This is a genomic window from Streptomyces sp. NBC_00029, assembly GCF_045160505.1.
Lineage (GTDB): Bacteria > Actinomycetota > Actinomycetes > Streptomycetales > Streptomycetaceae > Streptomyces.
Window position 1 is genome coordinate 1,904,703 of record NZ_CP108292.1, and the last position, 22,813, is coordinate 1,927,515.

Below are 22,813 nucleotides of genomic sequence, written 5' to 3' on the forward strand. Positions count from 1 at the left end.
CATGCTGCCTCCTCGCTCAGACCAGGGCCGGGCGGCGGGGTTCCACCGTGCGGCTGTCGGGGAGCAGTTCACCGGTGTCGTCGAACATCACGACCCCGTTGCACAGCAGGCTCCAGCCCTGTTCGGGGTGAGAGGCCACAATGCGGGCGGCGTCGTGATCGGCGCTGTCGGCGGTAGGGCAGGGTGGCTGGTGGGAGCACATGGCGCACCTCCTCGCGAAGTGGGGCGGGAGCGCCGGTGGTCACCCGGTCGATTCCGCGATCCACGGTGGCGGTGAGTATTACTGATCGCCGCCCCCGGACGGAACCCATATTCGCCGTCCAGTTCAGGGTGTGTATGCCCGATTACCATGCGCTCATGCCCGCTATCCGGATCGTTCACCACACGTCTTTGCCGCCGGTCGAGGCATGGCCGAGGCTCACTGACTGGGAGCGCCACGGCGCACAGGTCCCCCTCACCCGGACGATCATCGAGACGCCTCCCCCGACGCACGCCGGGACGATCTTCACGGCGCGCACGGGCGTGAGCAGGATCACGTTCGACGACCGCATGGAAGTGGTGGTCTGGCGACCCCCTGCGGAGGGTTTGTCGGGATTGGTCCGGCTGGAGAAGCGCGGACGGACGGTGACGGGCTGGGCGGAGATCGAGATCCGTCCCCTCGCCGCGGGCGGCTCGGAGATCCACTGGCGCGAGGAGCTGCGCTTCCGGGGCCTCCCCCGCGCCCTGGACCCCCTGGTCGCGGCGGCGGGCCGGTTCCTCTTCGGGCGGGCCCTCGCCCGGCTGCTGCGACCCTGACGGCAGGGCTTATCGTGCCGTGATCACCACGCCGGTGATCACGACGCGAGCGAGGAGATCCCGTGGCCACTCCGCCACAGCCGGAGAACGGCGCCGGCCCGTACAACCCCTACACCGCACCCGTCCCGCCGCAGAGCGGCCCTCCGGGCCCCGGGCACGCCGGAGGGCCGTCGTACGGCGCGTACGGCGCCTACGGCGCGCACCCGGAGCCGGGCCGGTACGGGTGCCAGGTGTGCGGGGCGTGGCCCGCCGCGCACGCGACCGTACGGGGCCACCAGGGCATCGTCGTGCTGATGCGGTTCCTGAGTGTGCGGGGACCGTTCTGCCGCGACTGCGGGCTCTCCACCTACCGCCGCATGTCGTCGGACACCCTGTGGCAGGGCTGGTGGAGCCCCCTGTCCGTCTTCATCGCGCCGGTGACCCTGCTGATGAACCTCGGCCCGCGCTCGGCCTACCGCAGGCTCGCTCCGCCGTCGGGCGGCCACCGGCCCGCGCTCGACCCCGGCAGGCCGGTGTGGCGCCGGGCCCCGGCGCTGATCCTCATGGCGCCGGTCCTGCTCGTCCTGCTGGCCGTCCCCGCCCTCATCCTGCTCGGGATGGTGGTCGACGACCCTCGGCTGGCGACCGGGCAGTGCGTGCGCAACGAGGGCGACTGGGCCGAACAGGACCTGCGCGTCGAGTCCTGCGCCTCGCCGCGCGCCGAGTACCGCGTCACCCAGGGGCCGGACACAGCCGGTGCGCCCTGCGCCCCGGGCGATTACATCGCCGACCCCAAGTACGGCCCGGACGCGTTCACCACGTTCTGCCTCACCGGGCTGGGCCGGGCGCAGGGTACGGTCCCGGCACCCGGCGCCCCGCCCGCCGGCGTCCGGGCCGCCTAGCGGATCGGCATGCCGGAGATCGTCCGGGCGATGACCAGGCGCTGGATCTCGCTGGTGCCCTCGAAGATGGTGTAAATGGCGCTGTCGCGGTGCATGCGCTCCACCGGGTACTCGCGGGTGAAGCCGTTGCCGCCGAGGATCTGGACCGCCTGGGCGGTCACCTTCTTGGCGACCTCGCTGGCGAAGAGCTTCGACATCGAGCCCTCCGCCGACTCGAACGGCCGGCCCGCGACGGCCATCCAGGAGGCCCGCCACACCAGCAGCCGGGCCGCGTCGATCTGCGTGCGCATGTCGGCGAGCTGGAAGGCCACGCCCTGGTTGTCGATGATCGGGCGGCCGAACTGCGTGCGGGTCTTCGCGTAGTCGAGGGCGACCTCGTACGCCGCGCGCGCCGTGCCCACGGCCATCGCGCCGACCGCGGGCCGGGAGGCCTCGAAGGTGGCCATGGCCGCGTTCTTCACGCGCTCGCCCCCGCCGCTGCGGGCGCGCTCGTGGGCCCGCGCGAGGCGCTCGTCGAGCTTCTCCTTGCCGCCGAGCAGGCAGGAACCGGGGATCCGTACGTCCTCCAGCACCACCTCGGCGGTGTGCGAGGCGCGGATGCCGTGCTTCTTGAACTTCTGGCCCTGGGACAGGCCGGGGGTGTTCGGCGGGACGATGAAGGAGGCGTGACCCTTCGTTCCGAGCTCCGGGTCGACGACGGCCACGACGATGTGGACGTTGGCGATGCCGCCGTTGGTCGCCCAGGTCTTGGTGCCGTTGAGCACCCACTCGTCCTTGGCCTCGTCGTACACCGCGCGGGTGCGCATCGAGCCGACGTCGGAGCCGGCATCGGGCTCGGAGGAGCAGAAGGCGGCGACCTTCACGTCGTTCTGGTCCCCGTACATCTGCGGGATCCAGGTCCCGATCTGCTCCTCGGTGCCGTTGGCGACGACGCCGATGGCCGCGAGTCCGGTGCCGACGATGGACAGCGCGATGCCCGCGTCGCCCCAGAAGAGCTCTTCCATCGCCATCGGGATGCCGAGGCCCGTCGGGTCGAAGAACTGCTGGGCGTAGAAGTCCAGCGAGTAGATGCCGACCTTGGCGGCCTCCTGGATGACGGGCCAGGGAGTCTCTTCGCGCTCGTCCCATTCCGCGGCGGCGGGGCGCATCACATCGGCGGCGAAGCCGTGGATCCAGTCCCGTACCTGCTTCTGGTCGTCGTTCAGCTCCATGGTGAACTCCGCCATGTCCCCTCCACCTGTCTGTACTCGTCCACTGCGGAAGTTACTAGCGGTAACCTACGCGAAGGCCACAGTCTGTTACCGGCGAGTAAGCACTGTCAAGCACCGCCGCCACAGCCACGAAGCCGGACGGGGTGTCCGCCGATTCGATCGTCAGGGCGCGCCGGGTGTTACGTTGCGTGGGCGTCAGGCACATCGCAAGGGCGGGGAGAGAAACGCGTCATGGAGACCACTCAGCAGACCGGGGAACCGGGAGCGGCCGAACGCCGTCGGCGGGAGCTGCTCGAAGCCGCCGACCGGGTCGTGCTCAGGGACGGCCCCAAGGCCTCCATGAACGCGATCGCGGCGGAGGCCGGCATCACCAAGCCCATCCTCTACCGGCACTTCGGGGACAAGGCCGGCCTCTACCAGGCCCTGGCCGTCCGGCACACCGACGCCCTGCTCGACTCCCTGCGGGCCGCGCTCGACGCCCCCGCCGAGCGCCGCCGCCGGGTGGAGGCGACCCTCGACACCTACCTCGCCGCCATCGAGGCCCGCCCGCAGGTCTACCGCTTCCTCATGCACCCGGCCGAGGACTCCCACAGCGCGGAGCGCGGCTTCGACGTCGGCCTGCACTCGGCGCCGCTGCTGCGCCGGCTCGGCGAGGAGCTGGCCGAGGTGATCGGCGAGCGGGTGGACCTCGGACCCGGGGGCGAACGGCTCGCCCGGATCTGGGGCCACGGCATCGTCGGCATGATGCACGCGGCGGGCGACTGGTGGCTGGGCGAACGCCCCTGCGACCGCGCGGAACTGGTCGCGGGCCTCACCGACCTCCTCTGGGGCCGCCTCGCCACCGCCGGCAACCGCACCGACGGCCCGGGCTTCTAGGCCGTCTCCCAGCGGTAGCCGGGGGAGGGTCCGGGCGGAGCCAGGTGCCCGGCGGAGCCGGGTTCCTGGGGCCCGGCCCCAGACCCCGGGCCTCAAACGCCGGCGAGGCCGGAAATGCCGTCGGCACCCCAGGGGGTCTTGCGGATGGCACGCCGCAGGCGACGGGCTCGCAGGCCCGTCACGCGATCCGCGTACACCGTCCCGTCGAGGTGGTCGCACTCGTGCTGCAGGCACCGCGCGAAGAAACCGGTGCCCGAGATCCGGACGGCCGCCCCGTCGGAGGTGACTCCCTCCACCACCGCGTGGTCGAAGCGGAGCGTGCCCGCCTCCAGCCCCGGCAGGGACAGGCAGCCCTCCGGCCCCAGGAACTCGTCCCCGTCGGCCGACACCAGCCGCGGGTTGACGATGTGCCCGACGTGGCGGACGTCCTCGTCGTCGGGGCAGTCGTAGACGAACACCCGCTGTCCGACGCCGATCTGGTTCGCGGCGAGCCCGACGCCCTCGGCGGCGTACATCGTGGCGAACATGTCCTCGATGAGCCGGTCGAGATCCGGGCCGAATTCGGTGACCTCCGCGCACGCGGAGTGGAGCACCGGATCACCCAGCAGGCTCATGGTGCGGACGAGGCCGGTGGTACCGGGGATGGGGCGCTGTCGCATGGCCGTAAGCCTACGACGGGCGACTATATGAGGAGATCCGCGGCGGGGCGGGGGCGCCGCGGTCAAGGCTCCGGCCGGTACTGGATAGGCTGGGGCCGACCGACGCAAGGAGGACAAGGGACGATGGCAGGCAACACGGAGCCGCTTTCGCCGCGGGCCAAGCTGGCCGTGACGGCGGGCAAGGCCGCGGCGGCGGTGTCGCGGGCCGCGGGACGCGGAAGCGGATCGGTGATCGGTGGCAAGGTCGCACTCAGGCTCGACCCCGATCTTCTCGGCGCGCTGGCGCAACATCTCGATGTCGTCCTCGTCTCCGCGACGAACGGCAAGACCACGACGACCCGGCTGATCGCGGAGGCCCTGCGGGCCAGCGGTCCGGTCGTCTCCAACGCCCTCGGCGCCAACATGCCGGCCGGCATCACCTCCGCGCTGGCCGGCGGCTCGGACGCCAAGTACGGCGTCATCGAGGTCGACGAGAAGTACCTGGCCGGAGTGGCCCGGGACGTCACCCCCAAGGTGATCGCCCTGCTCAACCTCTCCCGCGACCAGCTGGACCGCGCCGCCGAGACCCGCATGCTCGCGGAGAAGTGGCGCGAGGGGCTCCAGGGCTCCAAGGCGGTCATCGTCGCCAACTGCGACGACCCGCTGATCGTGTGGTCCGCCTCCTCCTCCCAGAACGTGGTGTGGGTCGCGGCCGGCCAGGAGTGGAAGGACGACGCCTGGTCGTGCCCCTCCTGCGGTGGCGTCATGCAGCGCCCGGGCGACGACTGGTTCTGCGGCGAGTGCGGCTTCCGTCGCCCGACCCCGACCTGGGTGCTCTCCGGCGACCACGTCCTGGACCCGCACGGCAGCGCCTGGCCGATCCACCTCCAGCTGCCGGGCCGCGCCAACAAGGCGAACGCGGCCACCTCGGCCGCCGTCGCCGCCGTCTTCGGCGTTCCGCCGCAGGTCGCGCTGGAACGGATGTACCAGGTGCAGGCCGTCGCCGGCCGCTACGACGTGGTGAGCTTCCAGGGCCGTGAGCTGCGGCTGCTGCTCGCGAAGAACCCGGCGGGCTGGCTCGAAACGTTTTCGCTGATCGATCCGCCGCCGACGCCGGTGATCCTCTCGGTGAACGCGCGCGGCGCCGACGGCACCGACACCTCCTGGCTGTGGGACGTGGACTACCCGCGCCTCGCCGGTCACCCGATCTTCGTGATCGGTGACCGCAAGCTGGACCTCGCGGTCCGCCTCGAGGTCGCCGGCCTGGACTTCCGGGTGTGCGAGAGCCTCGACGAGGCCGTGCAGCTCGCGCCGCCCGGACAGATCGAGCTGATCGCCAACTACACCGCCTTCCAGGACGTGCGCCGCCGCGTCGGCAACTAGTACCCATAAGGACAAGAGCATGAGCGACAACAGCCTGCGTCTGGTGTGGGTCTACCCCGACCTGCTGAGCACGTACGGAGACCAGGGCAACGCCCTCGTGGTGGAACGCCGGGCGCGCCAGCGCGGCCTGGACGTGCAGCGCGTGGACGTGCGCAGCGACCAGCCGATCCCCACCTCGGGCGACATCTACCTGATCGGTGGCGGCGAGGACCGTCCGCAGCGCCTGGCCGCGGAGCGCCTGCTGCGCGACGGCGGTCTGGAGCGTGCCGTCTCGAACGGGGCGATCGTCTTCTCCGTCTGCGCCGGGTACCAGATCCTCGGCAAGGAATTCGTCAACGACCAGGGGCAGCGCCAGGAGGGGCTCGGCCTGCTGGACGTCGTCACCGTGCGCGGTGAGGGCGAGCGGTGCGTCGGCGACGTCCTCGCGGACATCGACCCCCGTCTGAACCTGCCGCAGCTGACGGGCTTCGAGAACCACCAGGGCGTGACCCACCTCGGCCCGACGGCCAGGCCGTTCGCCCGGGTGTCCATGGGCCGCGGCAACGGCACCGGTGACGGCACCGAAGGCGCGTACAACGACACGGTGTTCGGCACCTACATGCACGGCCCCGTGATGGCCCGCAACCCGCAGATCGCGGACCTGCTGCTGAAGCTGGCCCTCGATGTGAACGCGCTGCCGGCCATAGACGACCGGTGGTACGAGGCGCTGCGCGCGGAGCGCATCGCCGCCGCGACGCAGCCCGCGTAGCACCCTCCGGACCGCTCATCGGGGCGGCCCCGCAATCATGTGTTCGGCCCGGTTTTCCCTAGGGGGAACCGGGCCGACGTGGTTTCGTACGACGAGTACGACCAGCATGTGGAGGATGGTTCAGTCCACCGCTCCGGCGCTTGTAGGGTGGCCGTAGTTCCAACCGGACGACGTGGTCCGGTCGTCGGCCCACGTTGCAAAGGTCCGTTCCTGCCATGCGCATAGGTGTGCTCACTTCCGGTGGCGACTGCCCCGGTCTCAACGCCGTCATCCGCTCCGTCGTGCACCGTGCCGTGGTCGACCACGGCGATGAGGTGATCGGCTTCCACGACGGCTGGAAGGGCCTGCTGGAGGCGGACTACCGCAAGCTCGACCTCGACGCCGTCGGCGGCATCCTCGCCCGCGGCGGCACCATCCTCGGCTCCTCCCGGGTCCAGCCCGCGCACCTGCGCGACGGTGTGGAGCGCGCCCGCGGCCACGTCGCGGACCTCGGCCTCGACGCGATCATCCCGATCGGCGGCGAGGGCACCCTGAAGGCCGCGAACCTGCTCTCCGAGGCCGGTCTGCCGATCGTCGGCGTCCCGAAGACCATCGACAACGACATCGCCTCCACCGACGTCACCTTCGGCTTCGACACCGCCGTCGGGGTCGCCACGGAGGCGCTGGACCGGCTGAAGACCACCGCCGAGTCCCACCAGCGCGTGATGGTCGTGGAGGTCATGGGCCGCCACACCGGCTGGATCGCCCTGCACTCGGGCATGGCGGCGGGCGCGCACGCGATCGTCGTCCCGGAGCGCCCCTTCGACATCGACGAGCTGACGGCGATCGTCGGCGAGCGGTTCTCCGCGGGCAAGCGGTTCGCGATCGTCGTGGTGGCCGAGGGCGCCAAGCCCAGGCCCGGCTCGATGGACTTCGAGGAGCGCGGCAAGGACATCTACGGCCACGAGCGGTTCGCCGGCATCGGCAACCTGCTCGCCGTGGAGCTGGAGAACCGCCTGGGCAAGGAGGCCCGTCCGGTGATCCTGGGCCACGTCCAGCGCGGCGGCACGCCGACCGCGTACGACCGGGTGCTCGCCACCCGCTTCGGCTGGCACGCGGTGGAGGCTGCGCACCGGGGCGAGTTCGGCATGCTGACCGCGCTGCGCGGGACGGACATCGTGATGGTGCCCCTCTCCGAGGCCACCTCGACCCTCAAGACGGTTCCGGCCGAGCGGTACGACGAGGCGCAGACCGTTCTCTGACGTCCCTGTTCTGCGCCCCTTTTGTCCTGGGCCGCCCCCGCGCGCAAGAGCGCTCGGGGGCGGCACTAATGTGGTGGGGCACCACATCAAGGGAGTGAACAGATGGATCACAGCGGGCACGGCATGGACATGAACATGGACTTGCCGCCGTTCACTCTCGGGCGTGGTCTGGAGTTCTCCTTCGACGCCTTCTTCCTGTTCGCCTCCCTGGCCGGGCTCGCCCTCTACGCGTGGGGCGTGCTGCGGCTGCGCCGGCGCGGGGACTCCTGGCCGCCGGGCCGGACCATCGCCTTCACGGCGGGCGTGCTGACCGTGATCCTCGTGATGTGCACCAAGCTGAACGACTACGGCATGGTCATGTTCAGCGTGCACATGGTCCAGCACATGGTGATCAGCATGGTCACCCCGATCCTGGTGCTGCTGGGTGCTCCGGTGACGCTGGCCCTGCGTGCGCTGCCGCCGGCCGCCCGCGGCTCCAAGGGGCCGCGCGAGCTGCTGCTGATGCTGCTCCACAGCCGGTACATGAAGGTGGTCACCCACCCCGCGTTCACGATCCCGATGTTCATCGCGAGCCTGTACGCGCTGTACTTCACGCCGCTCTTCGACTTCCTGATGGAGAGCCGCACGGGGCACATCGCGATGATGGTCCACTTCCTCGCGGTCGGCCTGATCTTCTTCTGGCCGATCATGGGAATCGACCCGGGTCCGCACCGGCCGGGCTATGTGATGCGGATGCTGGAGCTGTTCGCGGGGATGCCCTTCCACGCGTTCTTCGGCATCGCCCTGATGATGGCCAGCCAGCCGATGATCAAGACGTACGCGAACCCTCCGGCGTCGCTCGGCATCGACCCGCTGCTCGACCAGCAGTGGGGCGGCGGCATCGCCTGGGCCTTCAGCGAGATCCCCTCGGTGCTGGTCCTGATCGCCCTGGTGTACCAGTGGTACCACTCCGAGCAGCGGGCCGCACGACGGTCCGACCGCGCCGAGGACCGCAACGGCGACAAGGAGCTGGAGGCGTACAACTCGTATCTCGCCTCGCTCCAAGCGCGTGGCCAGTAGCGCGATCCCGCCTTCGCGCGCCACCATGGGGCATGACCGGATCCGTTAAGGCGATGGCCGTCATGACCTTCGCCGCACTGGTGGCCGTAGCCGCGTACTCCGTGGCCCTCGGCAGCAACGGCTGGCTGTGGTTCGGCTGGGTGGTGCTGGGGCTGCTGACCGCCGGGATGGCCGCTTCGCGCAATGTCTGAGCAAGGTCTCGTCCGCCCCCTGCATCCCGCGACTCACCGTCCGTAAAATGGCGGTGACAACGGGATATCGACAGGAGCGGCCTGGTGTTCTACCACTTGCTCAAGCACGTGTTGCTCGGTCCCATGCTGCGGCTGCTGTTCAGACCCAGGATCGAGGGCCTGGAGAACATCCCGGCCGAGGGCGCCGCGATCGTCGCGGGCAACCACCTGTCGTTCTCGGACCACTTCCTGATGCCCGCGATCCTCAAGCGCCGGATCACCTTCCTGGCGAAGGCCGAATACTTCACCGGCCCCGGGGTCAAGGGCCGGCTCACCGCCTTCTTCTTCCGCAGCGCCGGGCAGATCCCGGTGGACCGGTCGGGCAAGGACGCCGGACAGGCCGCGCTGCGCGAGGGGCTGGGAGTGCTGGCCAAGGACGAGCTGCTGGGCATCTATCCGGAGGGTACGCGCTCGCACGACGGCCGGCTCTACAAGGGCAAGGTGGGTGTGGCCGCGATGGCCCTGGGCGCCGGGGTGCCCGTCGTGCCCTGCGCGATGGTCGGCACCTTCGAGATCCAGCCGCCCGGGAAGAAGATCCCGAAGATCCGGCGGGTGACGATCCGCTTCGGTGAGCCGCTGGACTTCTCCCGGTACGCCGGGATGGAGGGCGAACGGGCCGTCCTGCGGGCGGTGACCGACGAGATCATGTACGCGATCCTCGGACTCTCCGGCCAGGAGTACGTCGACCGGTACGCCGGCGAGGTCAAGGCCGAGGAGGAGGAACAGCGGAAGAAGGCCCGGCGCTCCGCGCGCTGAGCCTCCTCCCGCCCGTCCGCTCCCCGCCCGTCCTGCCAGGGACGGGCGGGGAGCTCCGTCCCGACAGGGCCTAGCGGACGGAGGGGAGCTCCTGCGGCGCCGGGAAGACCGGGGGGCCGGCCGGGGCGTCGGACGACAGCGACTTCGCCGCGGCCGGGGCCGGGGCCACCGGGGTGGCGTGCGGGTCGCACGTCACGTCCTTGGCGTCGACCTTGCCGGTGAGCAGGTAGGCGTCCACCCGGCTGTTGATGCAGGGGTTCAGCAGGCTGGTGACACCGTGCGAGCCGGCGTTCTTCTCGGTGATCAGACGCGAGCCGGCGAGGCGGCGGTGCAGCTCGACCGCGCCCTTGTACGGCGTGGCCGCGTCCCGCTCGGACTGGACGATCAGCACCGGGGGCAGCCCGCGCTTGGCGCCGACGGCGATCGGGGTGCTCTGCTTGGACTTCCAGGTCGCGCAGGGCAGGTTCATCCACGCGTTGGACCAGGTCAGGAACGGGTACTTCTGGTGCAGCTTGGTGTTGTCCCGGTCCCACTTGGACCAGCTGGTGGGCCACTTGGCGTCGGCGCACTCGACGGCGGTGTAGACGGCGTTGCCGTTCTCCGAGGACGCGTTGCCCTTGACGTCCGTCATGTCCGGGGCGATGGCGTCGATGAGCGCCTGCTCGTCACCGGCGGCCCAGGCGGCGAAGGTCTGGGCGACGGGCACCCAGGAGGAGTCGTAGTACGGGGCGCCCTGGAAGAAGCCGATGAGCTCGGCCGGTCCGACGATCCCGCCGAGCGGGTTGGCCTTGGCCTTGGCGCGCAGCTCCTGCCACTTGGCCTCGACCTTGGCGCGGGTGTTTCCGAGGTGGAACACCGCGTCGTTCTTGGCGACCCAGTCCTGCCAGTCGTTCCAGCGCATCTGGAAGGCGACGTCCTGGCCGAGGTTGGCCTCGTACCAGATGTTGTCCTGCGACGGGTCCACCACGCTGTCGACGATCATGCGGCGCACATGGGTCGGGAAGAGGGTCGCGTAGACCCCGCCCAGGTAGGTGCCGTAGGAGACGCCGAGGAAGTTCAGCTTGGACTCGCCGAGGCCGGCGCGGACGACGTCGAGGTCGCGCGCGGTGTTCGGCGTGGTCATGTGCGGCAGCATCTCGCCGCTGCGCTCCTTGCAGCCGTCCGCGTACTCGGCGGCGAGCTTGCGCTGGGCGCGCTTGTCGGCCTCGGAGTCCGGGACCGGGTCGGCCTTCGGGGCCTTGACGAACTCCTGCGGGTCGATGCAGGAGATCGGCGCCGAGTGACCGACACCGCGCGGGTCGAAGCCCACGAAGTCGTAGGCCTTGGACGCATTGACCCACAGCGGGCTCTTGGTGGTGACGCGGCGCGGGAAGCGCATGCCGGAACCGCCGGGGCCGCCGGGGTTGTAGACGAGCGCGCCCTGGCGCTCCTCCTTGGTCCCCGTGCTGCCGATCCGGTCGACGGCGATGTCGATGGTCTTGCCGTACGGCTTCGCGTAGTCGAGCGGGACCTTCACCCAGCCGCACTGGATGGGCTTCTCCAGGCCCCAGTCGGCCGGGCAGTCCTTCCAGTCGATCCCGGTGCGGGCGGCGCGGGCGGCGGCGATCTGCACGCCCAGGGCCTCCGGCAGCCTGATGTCGTGGTCGGCGGAGGCGGAGGCCGCCACGGCCGGCGGGGCCAGCAGCAGGCTCGCCGCGAGCGTTCCGGTGATCAGTGTGGCGGCGCTCGCCAGCGCCGCGTTGCGTATCACGTGGTTGTTCCCCCTGCGTCAGATGCCGCCGTGGGCGGCCTGGTTGGTCGGGTCGGTCGGATTCGGTCGTCGGGGTGCAGAGGGATCTTGTCTTCTGACCGGGACCCGGCGACAGGGCCGGATCGACTTCTTTGCCAACCCGATAACCGGAAAGGCGTGTACCGCTGAGCGGTGCCTGATGCGTCCCGCTTTCACCGGCCGTAGGTGCGGCAGGCCACGTCGAGCAGCTCGCGCACCCGCAGGGCGTCCGGGGCCAGGGCCGTAACGAGCACGGCGGGACCGGCCAGCGGTGTCACGGCGGCGAACTCCCCCAGGACCGCCGCCGCGGGCGGAGCCCCGGCGAAGGCGGGGTCCACGACGAGGAGTTGGCCGAGGGCCCGGTGTCCGGCCAGGCCCGCCGGGCCGTCCCAGCCTCCGGGTGCGCCGGGGCCGCAGGCGAGCTCCTGGTCCAGCAGGGGACGCCCGCCACGGTCGACCGTGAGACGGCTGCGCAGCAGGCCCGGAGCCTCCCCGGTGCGGCCCAGTACCTGCTCCTCGCGCAGCACCAGGCGTGCGGTGGGAGCCAGCCGGACGTGAGTGCGCACCCTCAGGTCGCTGCCGCGCACCGAGACCAGCGGCTCGGGCAGCCACCGCACCGACGCCTCGTCCTCCAGGGTGAGGTGCACGTCGTAGCGTGCGGGCCTGCCCGACCGGCCGGGCAGGGCCAGCGTGGCCGCCGCCGAGGAGAGCGCGAGGTGCGCCCCGGGGCCGGCGGTGGCCTCGACGGTGAGGTGGTCCCCGCCGAGCGGGGCGCTCATCGCGCCGACCAGCACGACCCCGGCCCGGGCGGCCGAATCCGAGCGGGTGCGGCGCAGCGCGAGCGGGCCCTCCCCTGCGAGCAGTGGGAGGGCGGTGCCGCCCCGGCCGTCGGCCACGGCATGGATGCGGGCGGTGGCGCGCAGCCCGGCCGGGGGCACCGAAGGCGCCTGCTCGGTGTCCTCGGTGCTGGTGGTGCCGGTCGCGCCGCTCACCGCGTGGACCAGGCGGCGATCCGCTCGCGCACCCAGGCGGCCACCGGGCCGACGCCCTCGGGGCCGCGCAGGGACTGGAAGGCGACGGGGAGTTCGCCGCGCTGTGCGGCGGCGTCGCGGGCCATCCGGTCGAGGTCGGAGCCGACGTGCGGGGCGAGGTCGGTCTTGTTGACGACGAGGAGGTCGGCGGTGGTGACGCCGGGGCCGCCCTTGCGGGGGATGTCGTCCCCGCCCGCCACGTCGATGACGAAGATCTGGGCGTCGACGAGTCCGCGGGAGAAGGTGGCGGTGAGGTTGTCCCCGCCGGACTCGACGAGGATCAAGTCCAGTCGGCCGTTCTCCCGGAAGGCGTCCTCCAGTTCCTCCACGGCCTCCAGGTTGGCGGAGATGTCGTCGCGGATGGCGGTGTGCGGGCAGGCGCCGGTCTCGACGGCGGTGATCCGCTCGGGCGGCAGGACGGCCTCGCGGAGCAGGAACTCGGCGTCCTCACGGGTGTAGATGTCGTTGGTGACGACGGCCATGGACAGTTCGGTGCGCAGCGCGCGGCACAGGGCGGCGACGGTGGCGGTCTTGCCGGAGCCGACGGGTCCGCCGAGTCCGATGCGCAGGGCCCGCCGGGTGCCGTCGGGCCGCAGGGGATCGGCGCTGCGCGTGTGCCGGTGGGGGTAGGTCACCGCGTGGTCGAGGTGCATGGGGGGTGTCTCCTTCGGGGGGTCAGGAAGCGAAGAGGCGTACCGGCCAGTCGGCATGAACCTCTGCCGAGATGTCCAGCAGTGGCGAGGAGGCCGCGGGCAGCGCGTCCGGGCCCTGTGAGCGGGCCCGCAGCGCGGCCCGCTCCGCCCGGGCCGCGACGGCGTCGAGCTCGGGGGCCAGACGGGCCAGTACCCCGCTCGCCTCGAAGGGGTCCAGGCCCAGCAGCCGTACCGTCGCGGTGGCGGGCCCGCCGACGCTCTCGTACGCCGCCACGTGCGCGGCGTCCTTGGGCCCGAGCCCGGCCGCCCGGGCGGTGACTCCGAGCACCACGGGCTGGTGGGCCCCGCGCGGGAACGCCTCGGCCAGGGCTTCGAGTTCGGTGGCGGGCCAGGTGGCCCGGGCGGCGCGCATCAGCTGCCGCCCGAGCCGCCGGGCCGCGGTGCGCAGTGCCGGCGAGGGGGTGCGGGCATCGGCGGCGGCGTCGAGTACGGCCGGGTCGAGCCCGAGGGCGGCGGCCGCGGCGAGCGCGGCGGCGGTGAGGCCGGCGGTGTGCAGCCGGCCCCGGCAGAAGTCCTCCAGGGTGGCGGCGTCATGGATCCGGCCCGCCTTGCAGGCGGCCTCCGCCCCGCCGGAGTGGGCGTGGCCCCCGGCGGGGAAGCGGCCGTCCGCGAGGACGAGCAGCGCGGCGCGGCTCATCGCAGGAATCCTCGTCTCAGAACAGATCAGAACAGGTCAGAACAGGAAGTAGCGCTGGGCCATGGGCAGTTCCGCCGCGGGCGCCGGTTCCACGGCCTCCCCGTCGATGGTGACCGTGAAGGTGTCGGCGTCGACCTCGACCCTCGGCATGGCGTCGTTGCCCCGCATGTCGGCCTTGCTCAGCTTGCGGGTGCTCTCGATGGCCACGAACTGCTTGCCCAGGCCGAGCCGTTCGGGCAGCCCGTCGTCGAGCGCGGCCTGCGCGGTGAAGTTCAGGGAGTTCAGGCCGGGCGCGCGGCCGTGGCTGCCGAACATCGGGCGGGGCAGGACGGGCTGCGGGGTGGGGATGGAGGCGTTGGCGTCGCCCATCTGCGCGTAGGCGATCTGGCCGCCCTTGATGACGAGTTCGGGCTTGACCCCGAAGAAGGCGGGGTTCCACAGCACCAGGTCGGCCAGTTTGCCGGTCTCGACCGAGCCGATCTCGCGGGCGAGCCCCTGGGCCACGGCGGGGTTGATCGTGTACTTGGCGACGTAGCGGCGGGCCCGGTGGTTGTCCGCCGGCCCGTCGCCGGGGAGAAAGCCGCGGCGCTTCTTCATCACGTGGGCGGTCTGCCAGGTGCGCAGCACGACCTCGCCGACGCGGCCCATGGCCTGGGAGTCGGAGGAGATGATGGAGATGGCCCCGAGGTCGTGCAGGACGTCCTCGGCGGCGATGGTCGAGGGCCGGATCCGCGATTCGGCGAAGGCGAGGTCCTCGGGGACGGCCGGGTTGAGGTGGTGGCAGACCATCAGCATGTCGAGGTGTTCCTCGACGGTGTTGACGGTGTGCGGCCGGGTGGGGTTCGTGGAGCTGGGCAGTATGTTCGGCTCGGAGACCACGGTGATGATGTCGGGTGCGTGCCCGCCGCCCGCGCCCTCGGTGTGGTACGAGTGGATGGTCCGCCCGCCGATGGCTGCGAGGGTGTCGGCGACGAAGCCTGCCTCGTTGAGCGTGTCGGTGTGGATGGCGACCTGGGCGCCGGTCTCCTCGCAGACCCCCAGGCAGGCGTCGATGACGGCGGGGGTGGCCCCCCAGTCCTCGTGGATCTTGAATCCGAGGGCGCCGCCGCGCAGTTGGGAGTGCATGCCCTCGCGGGACATGGTGTTGCCCTTGCCGAGCAGGCCGATGTTGACCGGGTAGGCCTCCAGGGCCGCGAACATCCGGGCCAGGTGCCAGGGCCCGGGGGTGACGGTGGTGGCCTTGGTCCCTTCGGCCGGTCCGGTCCCGCCGCCGACGAGGGTGGTGATCCCGGAGGCGAGCGCCTCCTCGATGACCGTCGGGGAGATGAAGTGCACGTGGGCGTCGACGGCACCGGCGGTGAGGATCTTCCCGTTGCCCGCGATGATCTCGGTCTCGGGGCCGATGACCAGTGCGGGGTCGACGCCGTCCATGGTGTCGGGGTTGCCGGCCTTGCCGATGCCGCAGATCCGGCCGTCGCGGATGCCGAGGTCGGCCTTGACGATGCCCCAGTGGTCGAGGACGACGACCCCGGTGAGCACGGTGTCGGGGGCGCCCTCGGCCCGGGTGGTGCGGGCCTGCCCCATGGATTCGCGGATCACCTTGCCGCCGCCGAAGACGGCCTCGTCGCCGGCCCGCCCGGGGCCTCCGGCGAGGTCCTGCTCGATCTCGACGAACAGGTCGGTGTCGGCCAGCCGGATCCGGTCGCCGGCCGTGGGCCCGAAGAGGTCGGCGTACACCTGGCGGGAGAGCTCAGCCATCGAGCGGCCCTCCGGTCTCCCCGCGCAGCCCCGGTACGGTGCGCAGCCCGCCCAGCGGTACGAGTTCCACCGCGACCGGGATGCCCGGCTCGAAGCGGACGGCCGTACCGGCGGCGATGTCGAGCCGGAGTCCGCGGGCGGCGGAGCGGTCGAAGTCGAGGCCGGGGTTGGCCTCGGCGAAGTGGTAGTGGGAGCCGACCTGGACCGGCCGGTCGGCGGCGTTGAGCACGGTGAGGCGGGTGACGGGGCGGCCCTCGTTGAGGGGTACCGCGCCGTTCCCGTGGACGATTTCGCCGGGGATCATGCGGGGCACTCCGTTTCAGACGATCGGGTCGTGGACCGTGACGAGCTTGGTGCCGTCCGGGAAGGTCGCTTCGACCTGGACGTCGTGGATCATCTCGGGGATCCCCTCCATGACCTCCTCGCGGGTCAGGACGGTGCGGCCCGAGGCCATCAGCTCGGACACGGTCCGGCCGTCGCGGGCCCCCTCCAGGAGGTGCGAGGTGATCAGCGCGATCGCCTCCGGATGGTTGAGGCGGACCCCGCGCGCCCTGCGCTTCTCGGCCACATCGGCGGCCACGTGGATGAGCAGTCTCTCCTGCTCGTGCGGTGTCAGTTGCACGCGTATCACCAAGTTTCCGGGACAAGATCAACGAAGGGCGGGGCGACCCTACCGGTCGTCAACACTTTGTTGACCTGCGCATATCCGAGCCAAGCGTCTCTTGCCCAACACGGGGAAAGGCTTTCCGTCCCGACCACCACCGCTTTACCGGATCATGGATGATCATTGGCGGTCGAACGTGGCCGCCACGCTAAGCCCCGCGCTTTTCCGCTGGGTTAACCCAGGTTTCGGGCGGGTACCCGGTTCAACTCCGTTGTCCCACGGGCCCGATTCCGTATACAGCACCGCAGACAGATCTCATCGAGGAGACAGATGTTCGTCAACGCCGTCAGGCACATCACCTTCGACGCTCTCGACCCCTACCGGATCGCCGAGTTCTGGTCCGCCGTGACCGGCTTCGCGATCCACCCCGACGACGTGGAGGGTGACGACGAGGTCATGCTGGAGTCGGGGCAGCAGGGGGTTCCGGGCCTGTTGTTCATCCGGGTCCCGGACTCCAAGTCCGTGAAGAACCGCGTCCACTTGGACATCCAGCCGCCGACCGGCACCCGCAACGAGACCGTCGAGCGCCTGATCGGGCTCGGCGCGAAGCTCGTGGACGACCGCCGCGACGCGGACGGCGTGGCGGGCTGGGTGGTGCTCGCCGACCCCGAGGGCAATGAGCTGTGCATCGAGCGCAGCGCGCCCGAACGCGGCCTCGCCTGAGCCGGATCCGAGTCCCGGTCCGGGTCCGCGCCCCGGCCTTGCAGGTCAGCAGCCGGTGACGCTCGGCGTCGGAGCCCCGACGCTCCAGGGGAGCGCGATCCACACCGTCTTGCCGCCGTCCTCGGTCGGGGTGACCGAGAGCCGGCCGCCCGCCTCCGCCGTCAGCCAGCGGATGATGACCATGCCCCGGCCGTTGTCCTGCTGGACGGCGGCCGGGAGCCGCTTGGGCCAGCGCGGGTGGCTGTCGGTCACCCCGACGCGCAGCCACTCCTGGCGCTCCAGCCGGATGTCGACGGTGAAGGTGGGCGACTTGCCGAAAGTGTGCTGTACGGCGTTGGTGGCCAGTTCCGAGACGATCAGCCGGACGCTGTCGGCGGTGTCGGCGTCATCGGGGAGTCCCCATTCGCCCAGCACCTCCGCGACATAGCGTCGGGCAGTGGCGACCGAGGCGGGATCGCTCGGCAGAGTGACGGATGCTTCCTGGTGATCTGCCATGGCGACGGTCCCTTTCCCACCGGGGCGAAAAGCCCCGGATCTGTGCTGGACGCCAGAGTGCCACCCATCGTGCCGTCAGATCTGCCTTTCCCCCAAGATATGCATATATCTGTCGCTCGATGCGGTGAACTCTGCTACGGAAGAGCGTATTTGGACGGCAGACTGGTGCGAGCTGTGCCGGTGGAAGGAGGCGGGTGTGCAGCACGGTCCCGCGGTGCGCCGACGCAAGCTCGGTGAGGAACTGCGTGCCCTGCGCGACCGGTCCGGACTCACCAGTGGTGAGGCGGCCCGGATCATGGGGTGGCACCAGTCGAAGATCAGCCGTATCGAAACAGGCCGCAGCGGCGTGAAGCCGGAGGACATCCGGCTGCTCCTCGACGCGTACGGGGAGATCGTCAGCCCCGAGCAGCGGGCGCTGCTGGAGGCCCTGTCGGCCTCGGCCGCCGGCCCGGGCCCTGCGGGCGGGCGCGGCCGCCAGTGGTGGCACGACTATCGGGGGCTGCTGCCGCAGGAGTACCGGGACTTCATCAGTCTGGAGGCCGGGGCCCGCTCGGCCCGCACCGTGGAGCTCTCCGTGGTGCCGGGGCTGCTGCAGACCCCGGGGTACGCACGGGCCGTGACCCGGGCCGCGCTGGGCGGGCTGCCGGAGCCGAAGGTGGACGCGCTGGTCGACGTACGGCTGGCGCGGCAGTCGGTGCTGCGGGCCGATCCGCCGCTGGAGCTGAGCGCCGTACTGGACGAGGCGGTGCTGCGCCGGCAGATCGGCGGGCCGGGGGTGATGGCGGGGCAATTGCGACACCTGGTGGAGGTGTCCCGACTGCCTCAAGTACGCCTGCAGGTGCTTCCGTTCAGCGTCGGAGGGCATCTCGGCCTGACCGGACCGTTCGTTATTTTTTCATTTCCGGACATCGCTGATCTGGATGTGGTGGTACTCGACCATTTGACGAGTAGCCTCTATCTCGAGCGGAAGGAAGACCTTGAGGCGTACGGCGCCGCGTTCCGCACCATCCAGGAGCACGCCCTCTCGCCCCAGGACTCGTCGGATCTCATCAGCTCACTCGCTGACGACGCGTAAGGAGGCACCCCCGTGTCCGCAACCCCCTTATCCCCCGGCGGACTTCTGATCGGCGCGCGGTGGCGGCGGAGCAGCCGCAGCACCGGAATGAACAACTGCGTGGAAGCGGCCGTCCTGCGGGACGGCCCCGGCGGCCTGCTGGCCGTCCGTGACTCGAAGCGGACGGACGGCCCGGCCGTGCTCTTCACCGGGCCCGTCTGGACCGGCTTCCTCGCCTCCGTACGGGCCGACGCGCACGCGTAGCGTCGCCCACGACGTGCCGGAAACCCAGGACTTCGGCCGATACGGCCTACCGGCCCTGGCCGTCCGTGGCTCCGGCGGGCGCGGTCGCGAGGATCGTCCCCACCGCCCGATCGATCTCGTCCCCCGTGAGGTCGGCCCGGGCGGTCAGCCGCAGCCGGGAGATGCCGTCCGGCACCGACGGCGGGCGGAAGCACCCCACGGACAGACCTGCCTCGCGGCAATCGGCGGCCCAGCGCAGTGCCGCCGACGCCGACGGGGCCCGTACCGACACCACGGCCGCGTCCGGCCGGGCCGCGGTCAGGCCGGACGCGGTGAGCCGCCCGTACAGCCGGTCGGCCACCTCGCGGGCACGGTCCGCCCGCTCCGGCTCCCGCCGGAGCAGGCGCAGGCTCGCCAGCGCCGCGCCCGCGGCGGCCGGGGCGAGGCCCGTGTCGAAGATGAAGGTGCGCGCGGTGTTAATCAGGTGCCTGATCACCCGGGCCGGGCCGAGCACGGCTCCGCCCTGGCTGCCCAGGGACTTCGAGAGGGTCAGGGTGGCGACCACGTACGGCGCCCCCGCGAGCCCGGCGGCCTGCAGCGCGCCCCGGCCGCCCTCGCCCAGCACACCCAGCCCGTGGGCGTCGTCGACGACCAGGGCCGCCCCTTCCTCCCGGCAGGCAGCGGCATAACCGGCGAGCGGGGCGGCGTCCCCGTCGACCGAGAACACCGAGTCGCTGACGAGCAGCGCCCGGCCCTCGTGGGCGGCGAGCGTCTTGCGCGCGGTGTCGGGGTCGGCGTGCGGGATCACGGCCGTCTCGGCGCGCGAGAGCCGGCAGCCGTCGACGATCGAGGCATGGTTCCCGGCGTCGGAGACGACCAGCGTGCCCCGGCTGCTGAGCGCGGTGACGGCGGCGAGGTTGGCCGCGTACCCGGAGGACAGGACGAGCGCGGCCTCGAAACCGCAGAAGGCGGCGAGCTCCCGCTCCAGCTCGGTGTGGAGCTCGGTCGTACCCGTCACCAGACGCGAGCCGGTGGCTCCGGCGCCCCAGCGCTCGGCGGCCTCCTGCGCCCCCCGGACGGTCTCGGGATGCCGGGACAGGCCGAGGTAGTCGTTGCTGGCGAGGTCCAGCAGCGGCGACGCCGACGGCCGGGGGCGCAGCGTGCGGACGAGGCCGGCCTCCTCCCGCGCGCGCTCCGCGTCGTCGATCCACGCGAAGACGTCCAGCGGGTCGGGAGTGAGCTCGGGCATCGGCACGTCCTCGTGTTTTGTCGGCAGTCCACAGACCTGCCCCGACCCTAGCTCGCGTCACCGCTGCGCCAGGTGTGGTGATACACACACACCCATCCGGCCATGTTGTGCGATCTCTCCTTGGCCGGGAGCGGGGGTGTGGTCCAGGATCGGGTTCATGGACCTGCTGAACACCCTGGTGGACAAGGGGCTGCGGCGCGAGCTGCCGACCCGCGAAGAAGCACTCGCCGTACTGGCGACTTCTGACGACGAACTGCTCGACGTGGTGGCCGCGGCCGGCAAGGTGCGCCGCCAGTGGTTCGGACGTCGGGTCAAGCTGAACTACCTGGTCAACCTGAAGTCGGGCCTGTGCCCCGAGGACTGCTCCTACTGCTCCCAGCGCCTGGGGTCGACGGCCGGGATCCTCAAGTACACGTGGCTGAAGCCCGAGGAGGCCTCCCAGGCCGCCGCCGCCGGTGTCGCGGGCGGCGCGAAGCGGGTCTGTCTGGTCGCGAGCGGCCGCGGGCCGACGGACCGGGACGTGGACCGCGTCGGCAAGACCATCGCCGCGATCAAGGAGCAGAACGAGGGCGTCGAGGTCTGTGCGTGCCTCGGCCTGCTCTCGGACGGCCAGGCGGAGCGGCTGCGGGACGCGGGCGCGGACGCCTACAACCACAACCTCAACACCTCCGAGGCCACGTACGGCCAGATCACCAAGACCCACACCTACGCGGACCGCGTCGACACGGTGCAGAAGGCGCACGGCGCCGGTCTGTCCGCTTGCTCCGGTCTGATCGCGGGCATGGGCGAGAGCGACGAGGACCTGGTCGACGTCGTCTTCTCGCTGCGCGAGCTGGACGCGGACTCGGTGCCGGTCAACTTCCTGATCCCCTTCGAGGGCACCCCGCTGGCCAAGGAGTGGAACCTCACCCCGCAGCGCTGCCTGCGCATCCTGGCGATGGCGCGCTTCGTCTGCCCCGACGTCGAGGTCCGCCTCGCCGGCGGGCGCGAGGTGCACCTGCGCTCGATGCAGCCGCTGGCCCTGCACGTGGTCAACTCGATCTTCCTCGGCGACTACCTGACCAGTGAGGGCCAGGCCGGACAGGCCGACCTCGACATGATCGCGGACGCCGGTTTCGAGGTGGAGGGTGCCGGTACGTCGACCCTTCCCGCGCACCGCTCCGACGTGGCGGCCGCGAGTGCCGGCGGGGGCTGCGGCTCGAACGGCGGCGCCTCCCTCTGCGGTTCGGGCGAGGCCGGCGACGCCCCGGCGGCGGGCTGCGGCTCCGCGTGCAGCGGCTGCTCCGGCCACGCGCCGGCGGCCGAGGCGCCCGCACCGGTCCAGGCCGAGGCCGGAGAGGTCCGGCCGGAGCTGGTGGCGGTCCGCCGACGTGGCGCGGGGACGGACGTCGCCCCCAATGCCTGACCGGCGTACACCGTCGACGGCCGGCGCGGAACTGCTCGCGCTGGACCGGCAGCACGTCTGGCACCCGTACGGCCCGATGCCCGGGCGGCAGGAGCCCCTGGTCATCGCCTCCGCGTCGGGGGTGCGGCTGCGGCTCGCCGACCCGTCGCAGGGACACGGCCACGAAGAGCTGGTCGACGGCATGTCCTCCTGGTGGTCGGCGATCCACGGGTACAACCACCCGGTGCTCAACGAGGCCGCCACCGCGCAGCTGGGTCTGATGTCGCACGTGATGTTCGGCGGGCTCACCCATGAGCCCGCCGTCCGGCTGGCCGCGAAGCTCGTCGAGATCACCCCGCCGGGGCTGGAGCACGTCTTCCTGTCCGACTCGGGCTCGGTCTCCGTCGAGGTCGCGGTCAAGATGTGCCTGCAGTACTGGCGTTCGCTGGGACGGACGGGCAAGACCCGGCTGCTGACCTGGCGCGGCGGCTACCACGGGGACACCTGGCAGCCGATGGCCGTCTGCGACCCCGACGGCGGGATGCACGAGCTGTGGCAGGGTCACCTGCCGCGGCAGGTCTTCGCGGACGCGCCGCCCGCCGGTTTCGACACGCCCGTGGACCCTGCGTACGCCGACCACCTGCGTGCGACGGTCTCCGCGCACGCGGACGAACTGGCCGCGGTCATCGTGGAGCCGGTGGTGCAGGGCGCGGGCGGCATGCGCTTCCACCACCCGGGCTACCTGCGGGTGCTGCGCGAGCTGTGCGACGAGTACGGGGTCCTGCTGATCCTGGACGAGATCGCCACGGGCTTCGGCCGTACGGGCTCGCTCTTCGCGGCCGACCACGCGGGGATCACCCCTGACGTGATGTGCCTGGGCAAGTCGCTGACCGGTGGTTACCTCACGCTGGCGGCGACCCTGTGCACCGAGCGGGTGGCGAACGGCATCTCCCAGGGCGAGGTCCCCGTGCTGGCGCACGGGCCGACCTTCATGGGCAACCCGCTGGCCACGGCCGTGGCCCTGGCCTCCGTCGAGCTGCTGCTCGGCCAGGACTGGGCGACCGAGGTCAAGCGGATCGAGGCGGGGCTGCGCGAGGGCCTGGCTGCGGCGTCGGACATCCCCGGTGTGAAGGACGTACGCGTCCTGGGCGCCATCGGCGTGGTCCAGCTCGACCACGAGACCGACGTGGTGGCGGCCACCCGGGCGGCGGTGCGCGAGGGCGTGTGGGTGCGCCCGTTCCGCGACCTGATCTATGTGATGCCGCCGTTCGTGACCGGCGACGAGGACGTGGCACGTATCTGCCGTGCGGTGTGCGCGGCGGCGCGGGAAGGCTGA

At 71.6% G+C, this 22,813-nt stretch carries 26 protein-coding genes; 14 read left to right on the plus strand and 12 right to left on the minus strand.

What is annotated here, in order from left to right; all coding sequences use genetic code 11:
- Positions 1-16: 16 nt before the first annotated feature.
- On the minus strand, positions 17-202 hold the full coding sequence (locus tag OG753_RS09190; protein WP_030388211.1) for a DUF5999 family protein: 186 nt from the start codon (positions 200-202) through the stop codon (positions 17-19).
- 155 nt (positions 203-357) lie between these two features.
- On the opposite strand from OG753_RS09190, the gene OG753_RS09195 reads away from it, so the two are divergent.
- The gene (locus OG753_RS09195) at positions 358-795 is read left to right on the plus strand and encodes an SRPBCC family protein (protein WP_327261317.1); all 438 of its coding nucleotides are present in this window, start codon (positions 358-360) and stop codon (positions 793-795) included.
- A gap of 62 nt (positions 796-857) precedes the next feature.
- Positions 858-1,676, plus strand: a complete 819-nt coding sequence (locus OG753_RS09200) for a hypothetical protein (protein ID WP_405788039.1) — start codon at positions 858-860, stop codon at positions 1,674-1,676.
- Here OG753_RS09200 and OG753_RS09205 read toward each other — a convergent pair.
- Positions 1,673-2,902 (minus strand): acyl-CoA dehydrogenase family protein, encoded by a 1,230-nt coding sequence (locus OG753_RS09205; protein WP_327261319.1) that lies wholly within the window; start codon positions 2,900-2,902, stop codon positions 1,673-1,675. The genes OG753_RS09200 and OG753_RS09205 overlap by 4 nt on opposite strands.
- Positions 2,903-3,118: 216 nt before the next feature.
- Between OG753_RS09205 and OG753_RS09210 the strand changes: the two genes are divergently transcribed.
- Positions 3,119-3,763, plus strand: a complete 645-nt coding sequence (locus OG753_RS09210; RefSeq protein WP_327261320.1) for a TetR family transcriptional regulator — start codon at positions 3,119-3,121, stop codon at positions 3,761-3,763.
- 92 nt (positions 3,764-3,855) lie between these two features.
- Here the strand turns inward: OG753_RS09210 and def are convergent, their stop codons facing one another.
- Positions 3,856-4,422, minus strand: a complete 567-nt coding sequence (gene def, locus OG753_RS09215) for a peptide deformylase (protein WP_327261321.1) — start codon at positions 4,420-4,422, stop codon at positions 3,856-3,858.
- Between the two features lie 123 nt (positions 4,423-4,545).
- Here def and OG753_RS09220 point away from each other — a divergent pair, with 123 nt between their 5' ends.
- The 6 genes from OG753_RS09220 (at position 4,546) to OG753_RS09245 (ending at position 9,818) form a co-directional block, all read left to right on the plus strand.
- Complete coding sequence (locus OG753_RS09220) at positions 4,546-5,784, plus strand: MurT ligase domain-containing protein (RefSeq protein ID WP_327261322.1); 1,239 nt, start codon at positions 4,546-4,548, stop codon at positions 5,782-5,784.
- A gap of 19 nt (positions 5,785-5,803) precedes the next feature.
- The gene (locus OG753_RS09225; protein WP_189973550.1) at positions 5,804-6,532 is read left to right on the plus strand and encodes a type 1 glutamine amidotransferase; all 729 of its coding nucleotides are present in this window, start codon (positions 5,804-5,806) and stop codon (positions 6,530-6,532) included.
- 215 nt (positions 6,533-6,747) lie between these two features.
- Positions 6,748-7,773 (plus strand): 6-phosphofructokinase, encoded by a 1,026-nt coding sequence (locus OG753_RS09230; protein WP_327261323.1) that lies wholly within the window; start codon positions 6,748-6,750, stop codon positions 7,771-7,773.
- Between the two features lie 102 nt (positions 7,774-7,875).
- On the plus strand, positions 7,876-8,832 hold the full coding sequence (locus OG753_RS09235) for a cytochrome c oxidase assembly protein (protein WP_327261324.1): 957 nt from the start codon (positions 7,876-7,878) through the stop codon (positions 8,830-8,832).
- A gap of 32 nt (positions 8,833-8,864) precedes the next feature.
- On the plus strand, positions 8,865-9,023 hold the full coding sequence (locus OG753_RS09240; protein WP_327261325.1) for a hypothetical protein: 159 nt from the start codon (positions 8,865-8,867) through the stop codon (positions 9,021-9,023).
- A gap of 84 nt (positions 9,024-9,107) precedes the next feature.
- Entirely contained in the window at positions 9,108-9,818 is a 711-nt protein-coding gene (locus tag OG753_RS09245; RefSeq protein ID WP_327261326.1) for a lysophospholipid acyltransferase family protein, read from the plus strand.
- Positions 9,819-9,888: 70 nt separating this feature from the next.
- Here the strand turns inward: OG753_RS09245 and OG753_RS09250 are convergent, their stop codons facing one another.
- The 7 genes from OG753_RS09250 to OG753_RS09280 form a co-directional block, all read right to left on the minus strand.
- Positions 9,889-11,568 (minus strand): alpha/beta hydrolase, encoded by a 1,680-nt coding sequence (locus tag OG753_RS09250; protein ID WP_327261327.1) that lies wholly within the window; start codon positions 11,566-11,568, stop codon positions 9,889-9,891.
- 191 nt (positions 11,569-11,759) lie between these two features.
- Entirely contained in the window at positions 11,760-12,524 is a 765-nt protein-coding gene (locus OG753_RS09255) for an urease accessory protein UreD (protein ID WP_405792584.1), read from the minus strand.
- A 50-nt stretch (positions 12,525-12,574) separates the two neighbouring features.
- A complete protein-coding gene (gene ureG, locus OG753_RS09260) occupies positions 12,575-13,270 on the minus strand; it encodes an urease accessory protein UreG (RefSeq protein WP_327261328.1) in 696 nt (231 codons plus the stop codon).
- A 22-nt stretch (positions 13,271-13,292) separates the two neighbouring features.
- Positions 13,293-13,967, minus strand: coding sequence for an urease accessory protein UreF (locus OG753_RS09265; RefSeq protein WP_405788043.1), 675 nt, complete (start codon positions 13,965-13,967; stop codon positions 13,293-13,295).
- Between the two features lie 36 nt (positions 13,968-14,003).
- Positions 14,004-15,725 (minus strand): urease subunit alpha, encoded by a 1,722-nt coding sequence (locus tag OG753_RS09270; RefSeq protein WP_405788045.1) that lies wholly within the window; start codon positions 15,723-15,725, stop codon positions 14,004-14,006.
- A complete protein-coding gene (locus OG753_RS09275; RefSeq protein WP_327261331.1) occupies positions 15,718-16,029 on the minus strand; it encodes an urease subunit beta in 312 nt (103 codons plus the stop codon). The genes OG753_RS09270 and OG753_RS09275 overlap by 8 nt, the downstream gene beginning before the upstream one ends.
- Before the next feature lie 15 nt (positions 16,030-16,044).
- A complete protein-coding gene (locus OG753_RS09280) occupies positions 16,045-16,347 on the minus strand; it encodes an urease subunit gamma (RefSeq protein WP_327261332.1) in 303 nt (100 codons plus the stop codon).
- Between the two features lie 312 nt (positions 16,348-16,659).
- On the opposite strand from OG753_RS09280, the gene OG753_RS09285 reads away from it, so the two are divergent.
- Positions 16,660-17,052 carry a VOC family protein gene (locus OG753_RS09285; protein ID WP_405788047.1) on the plus strand — a complete coding sequence of 131 codons (393 nt, stop codon included), beginning with the start codon at positions 16,660-16,662 and terminating at the stop codon, positions 17,050-17,052.
- A 45-nt stretch (positions 17,053-17,097) separates the two neighbouring features.
- Here the strand turns inward: OG753_RS09285 and OG753_RS09290 are convergent, their stop codons facing one another.
- Complete coding sequence (locus tag OG753_RS09290; RefSeq protein ID WP_327261334.1) at positions 17,098-17,547, minus strand: ATP-binding protein; 450 nt, start codon at positions 17,545-17,547, stop codon at positions 17,098-17,100.
- Between the two features lie 196 nt (positions 17,548-17,743).
- On the opposite strand from OG753_RS09290, the gene OG753_RS09295 reads away from it, so the two are divergent.
- Together OG753_RS09295 and OG753_RS09300 are read left to right on the plus strand one after the other, a co-directional pair.
- Positions 17,744-18,622 carry a helix-turn-helix transcriptional regulator gene (locus tag OG753_RS09295; protein WP_327261335.1) on the plus strand — a complete coding sequence of 293 codons (879 nt, stop codon included), beginning with the start codon at positions 17,744-17,746 and terminating at the stop codon, positions 18,620-18,622.
- A 12-nt stretch (positions 18,623-18,634) separates the two neighbouring features.
- Entirely contained in the window at positions 18,635-18,865 is a 231-nt protein-coding gene (locus tag OG753_RS09300; RefSeq protein ID WP_327261336.1) for a DUF397 domain-containing protein, read from the plus strand.
- Positions 18,866-18,911: 46 nt separating this feature from the next.
- Here the strand turns inward: OG753_RS09300 and OG753_RS09305 are convergent, their stop codons facing one another.
- Entirely contained in the window at positions 18,912-20,093 is a 1,182-nt protein-coding gene (locus OG753_RS09305) for an 8-amino-7-oxononanoate synthase (protein ID WP_405788049.1), read from the minus strand.
- A gap of 157 nt (positions 20,094-20,250) precedes the next feature.
- Between OG753_RS09305 and bioB the strand changes: the two genes are divergently transcribed.
- Entirely contained in the window at positions 20,251-21,498 is a 1,248-nt protein-coding gene (gene bioB / locus OG753_RS09310) for a biotin synthase BioB (protein WP_405788051.1), read from the plus strand.
- Positions 21,491-22,813 (plus strand): adenosylmethionine--8-amino-7-oxononanoate transaminase, encoded by a 1,323-nt coding sequence (locus OG753_RS09315; RefSeq protein WP_405788052.1) that lies wholly within the window; start codon positions 21,491-21,493, stop codon positions 22,811-22,813. The genes bioB and OG753_RS09315 overlap by 8 nt, the downstream gene beginning before the upstream one ends.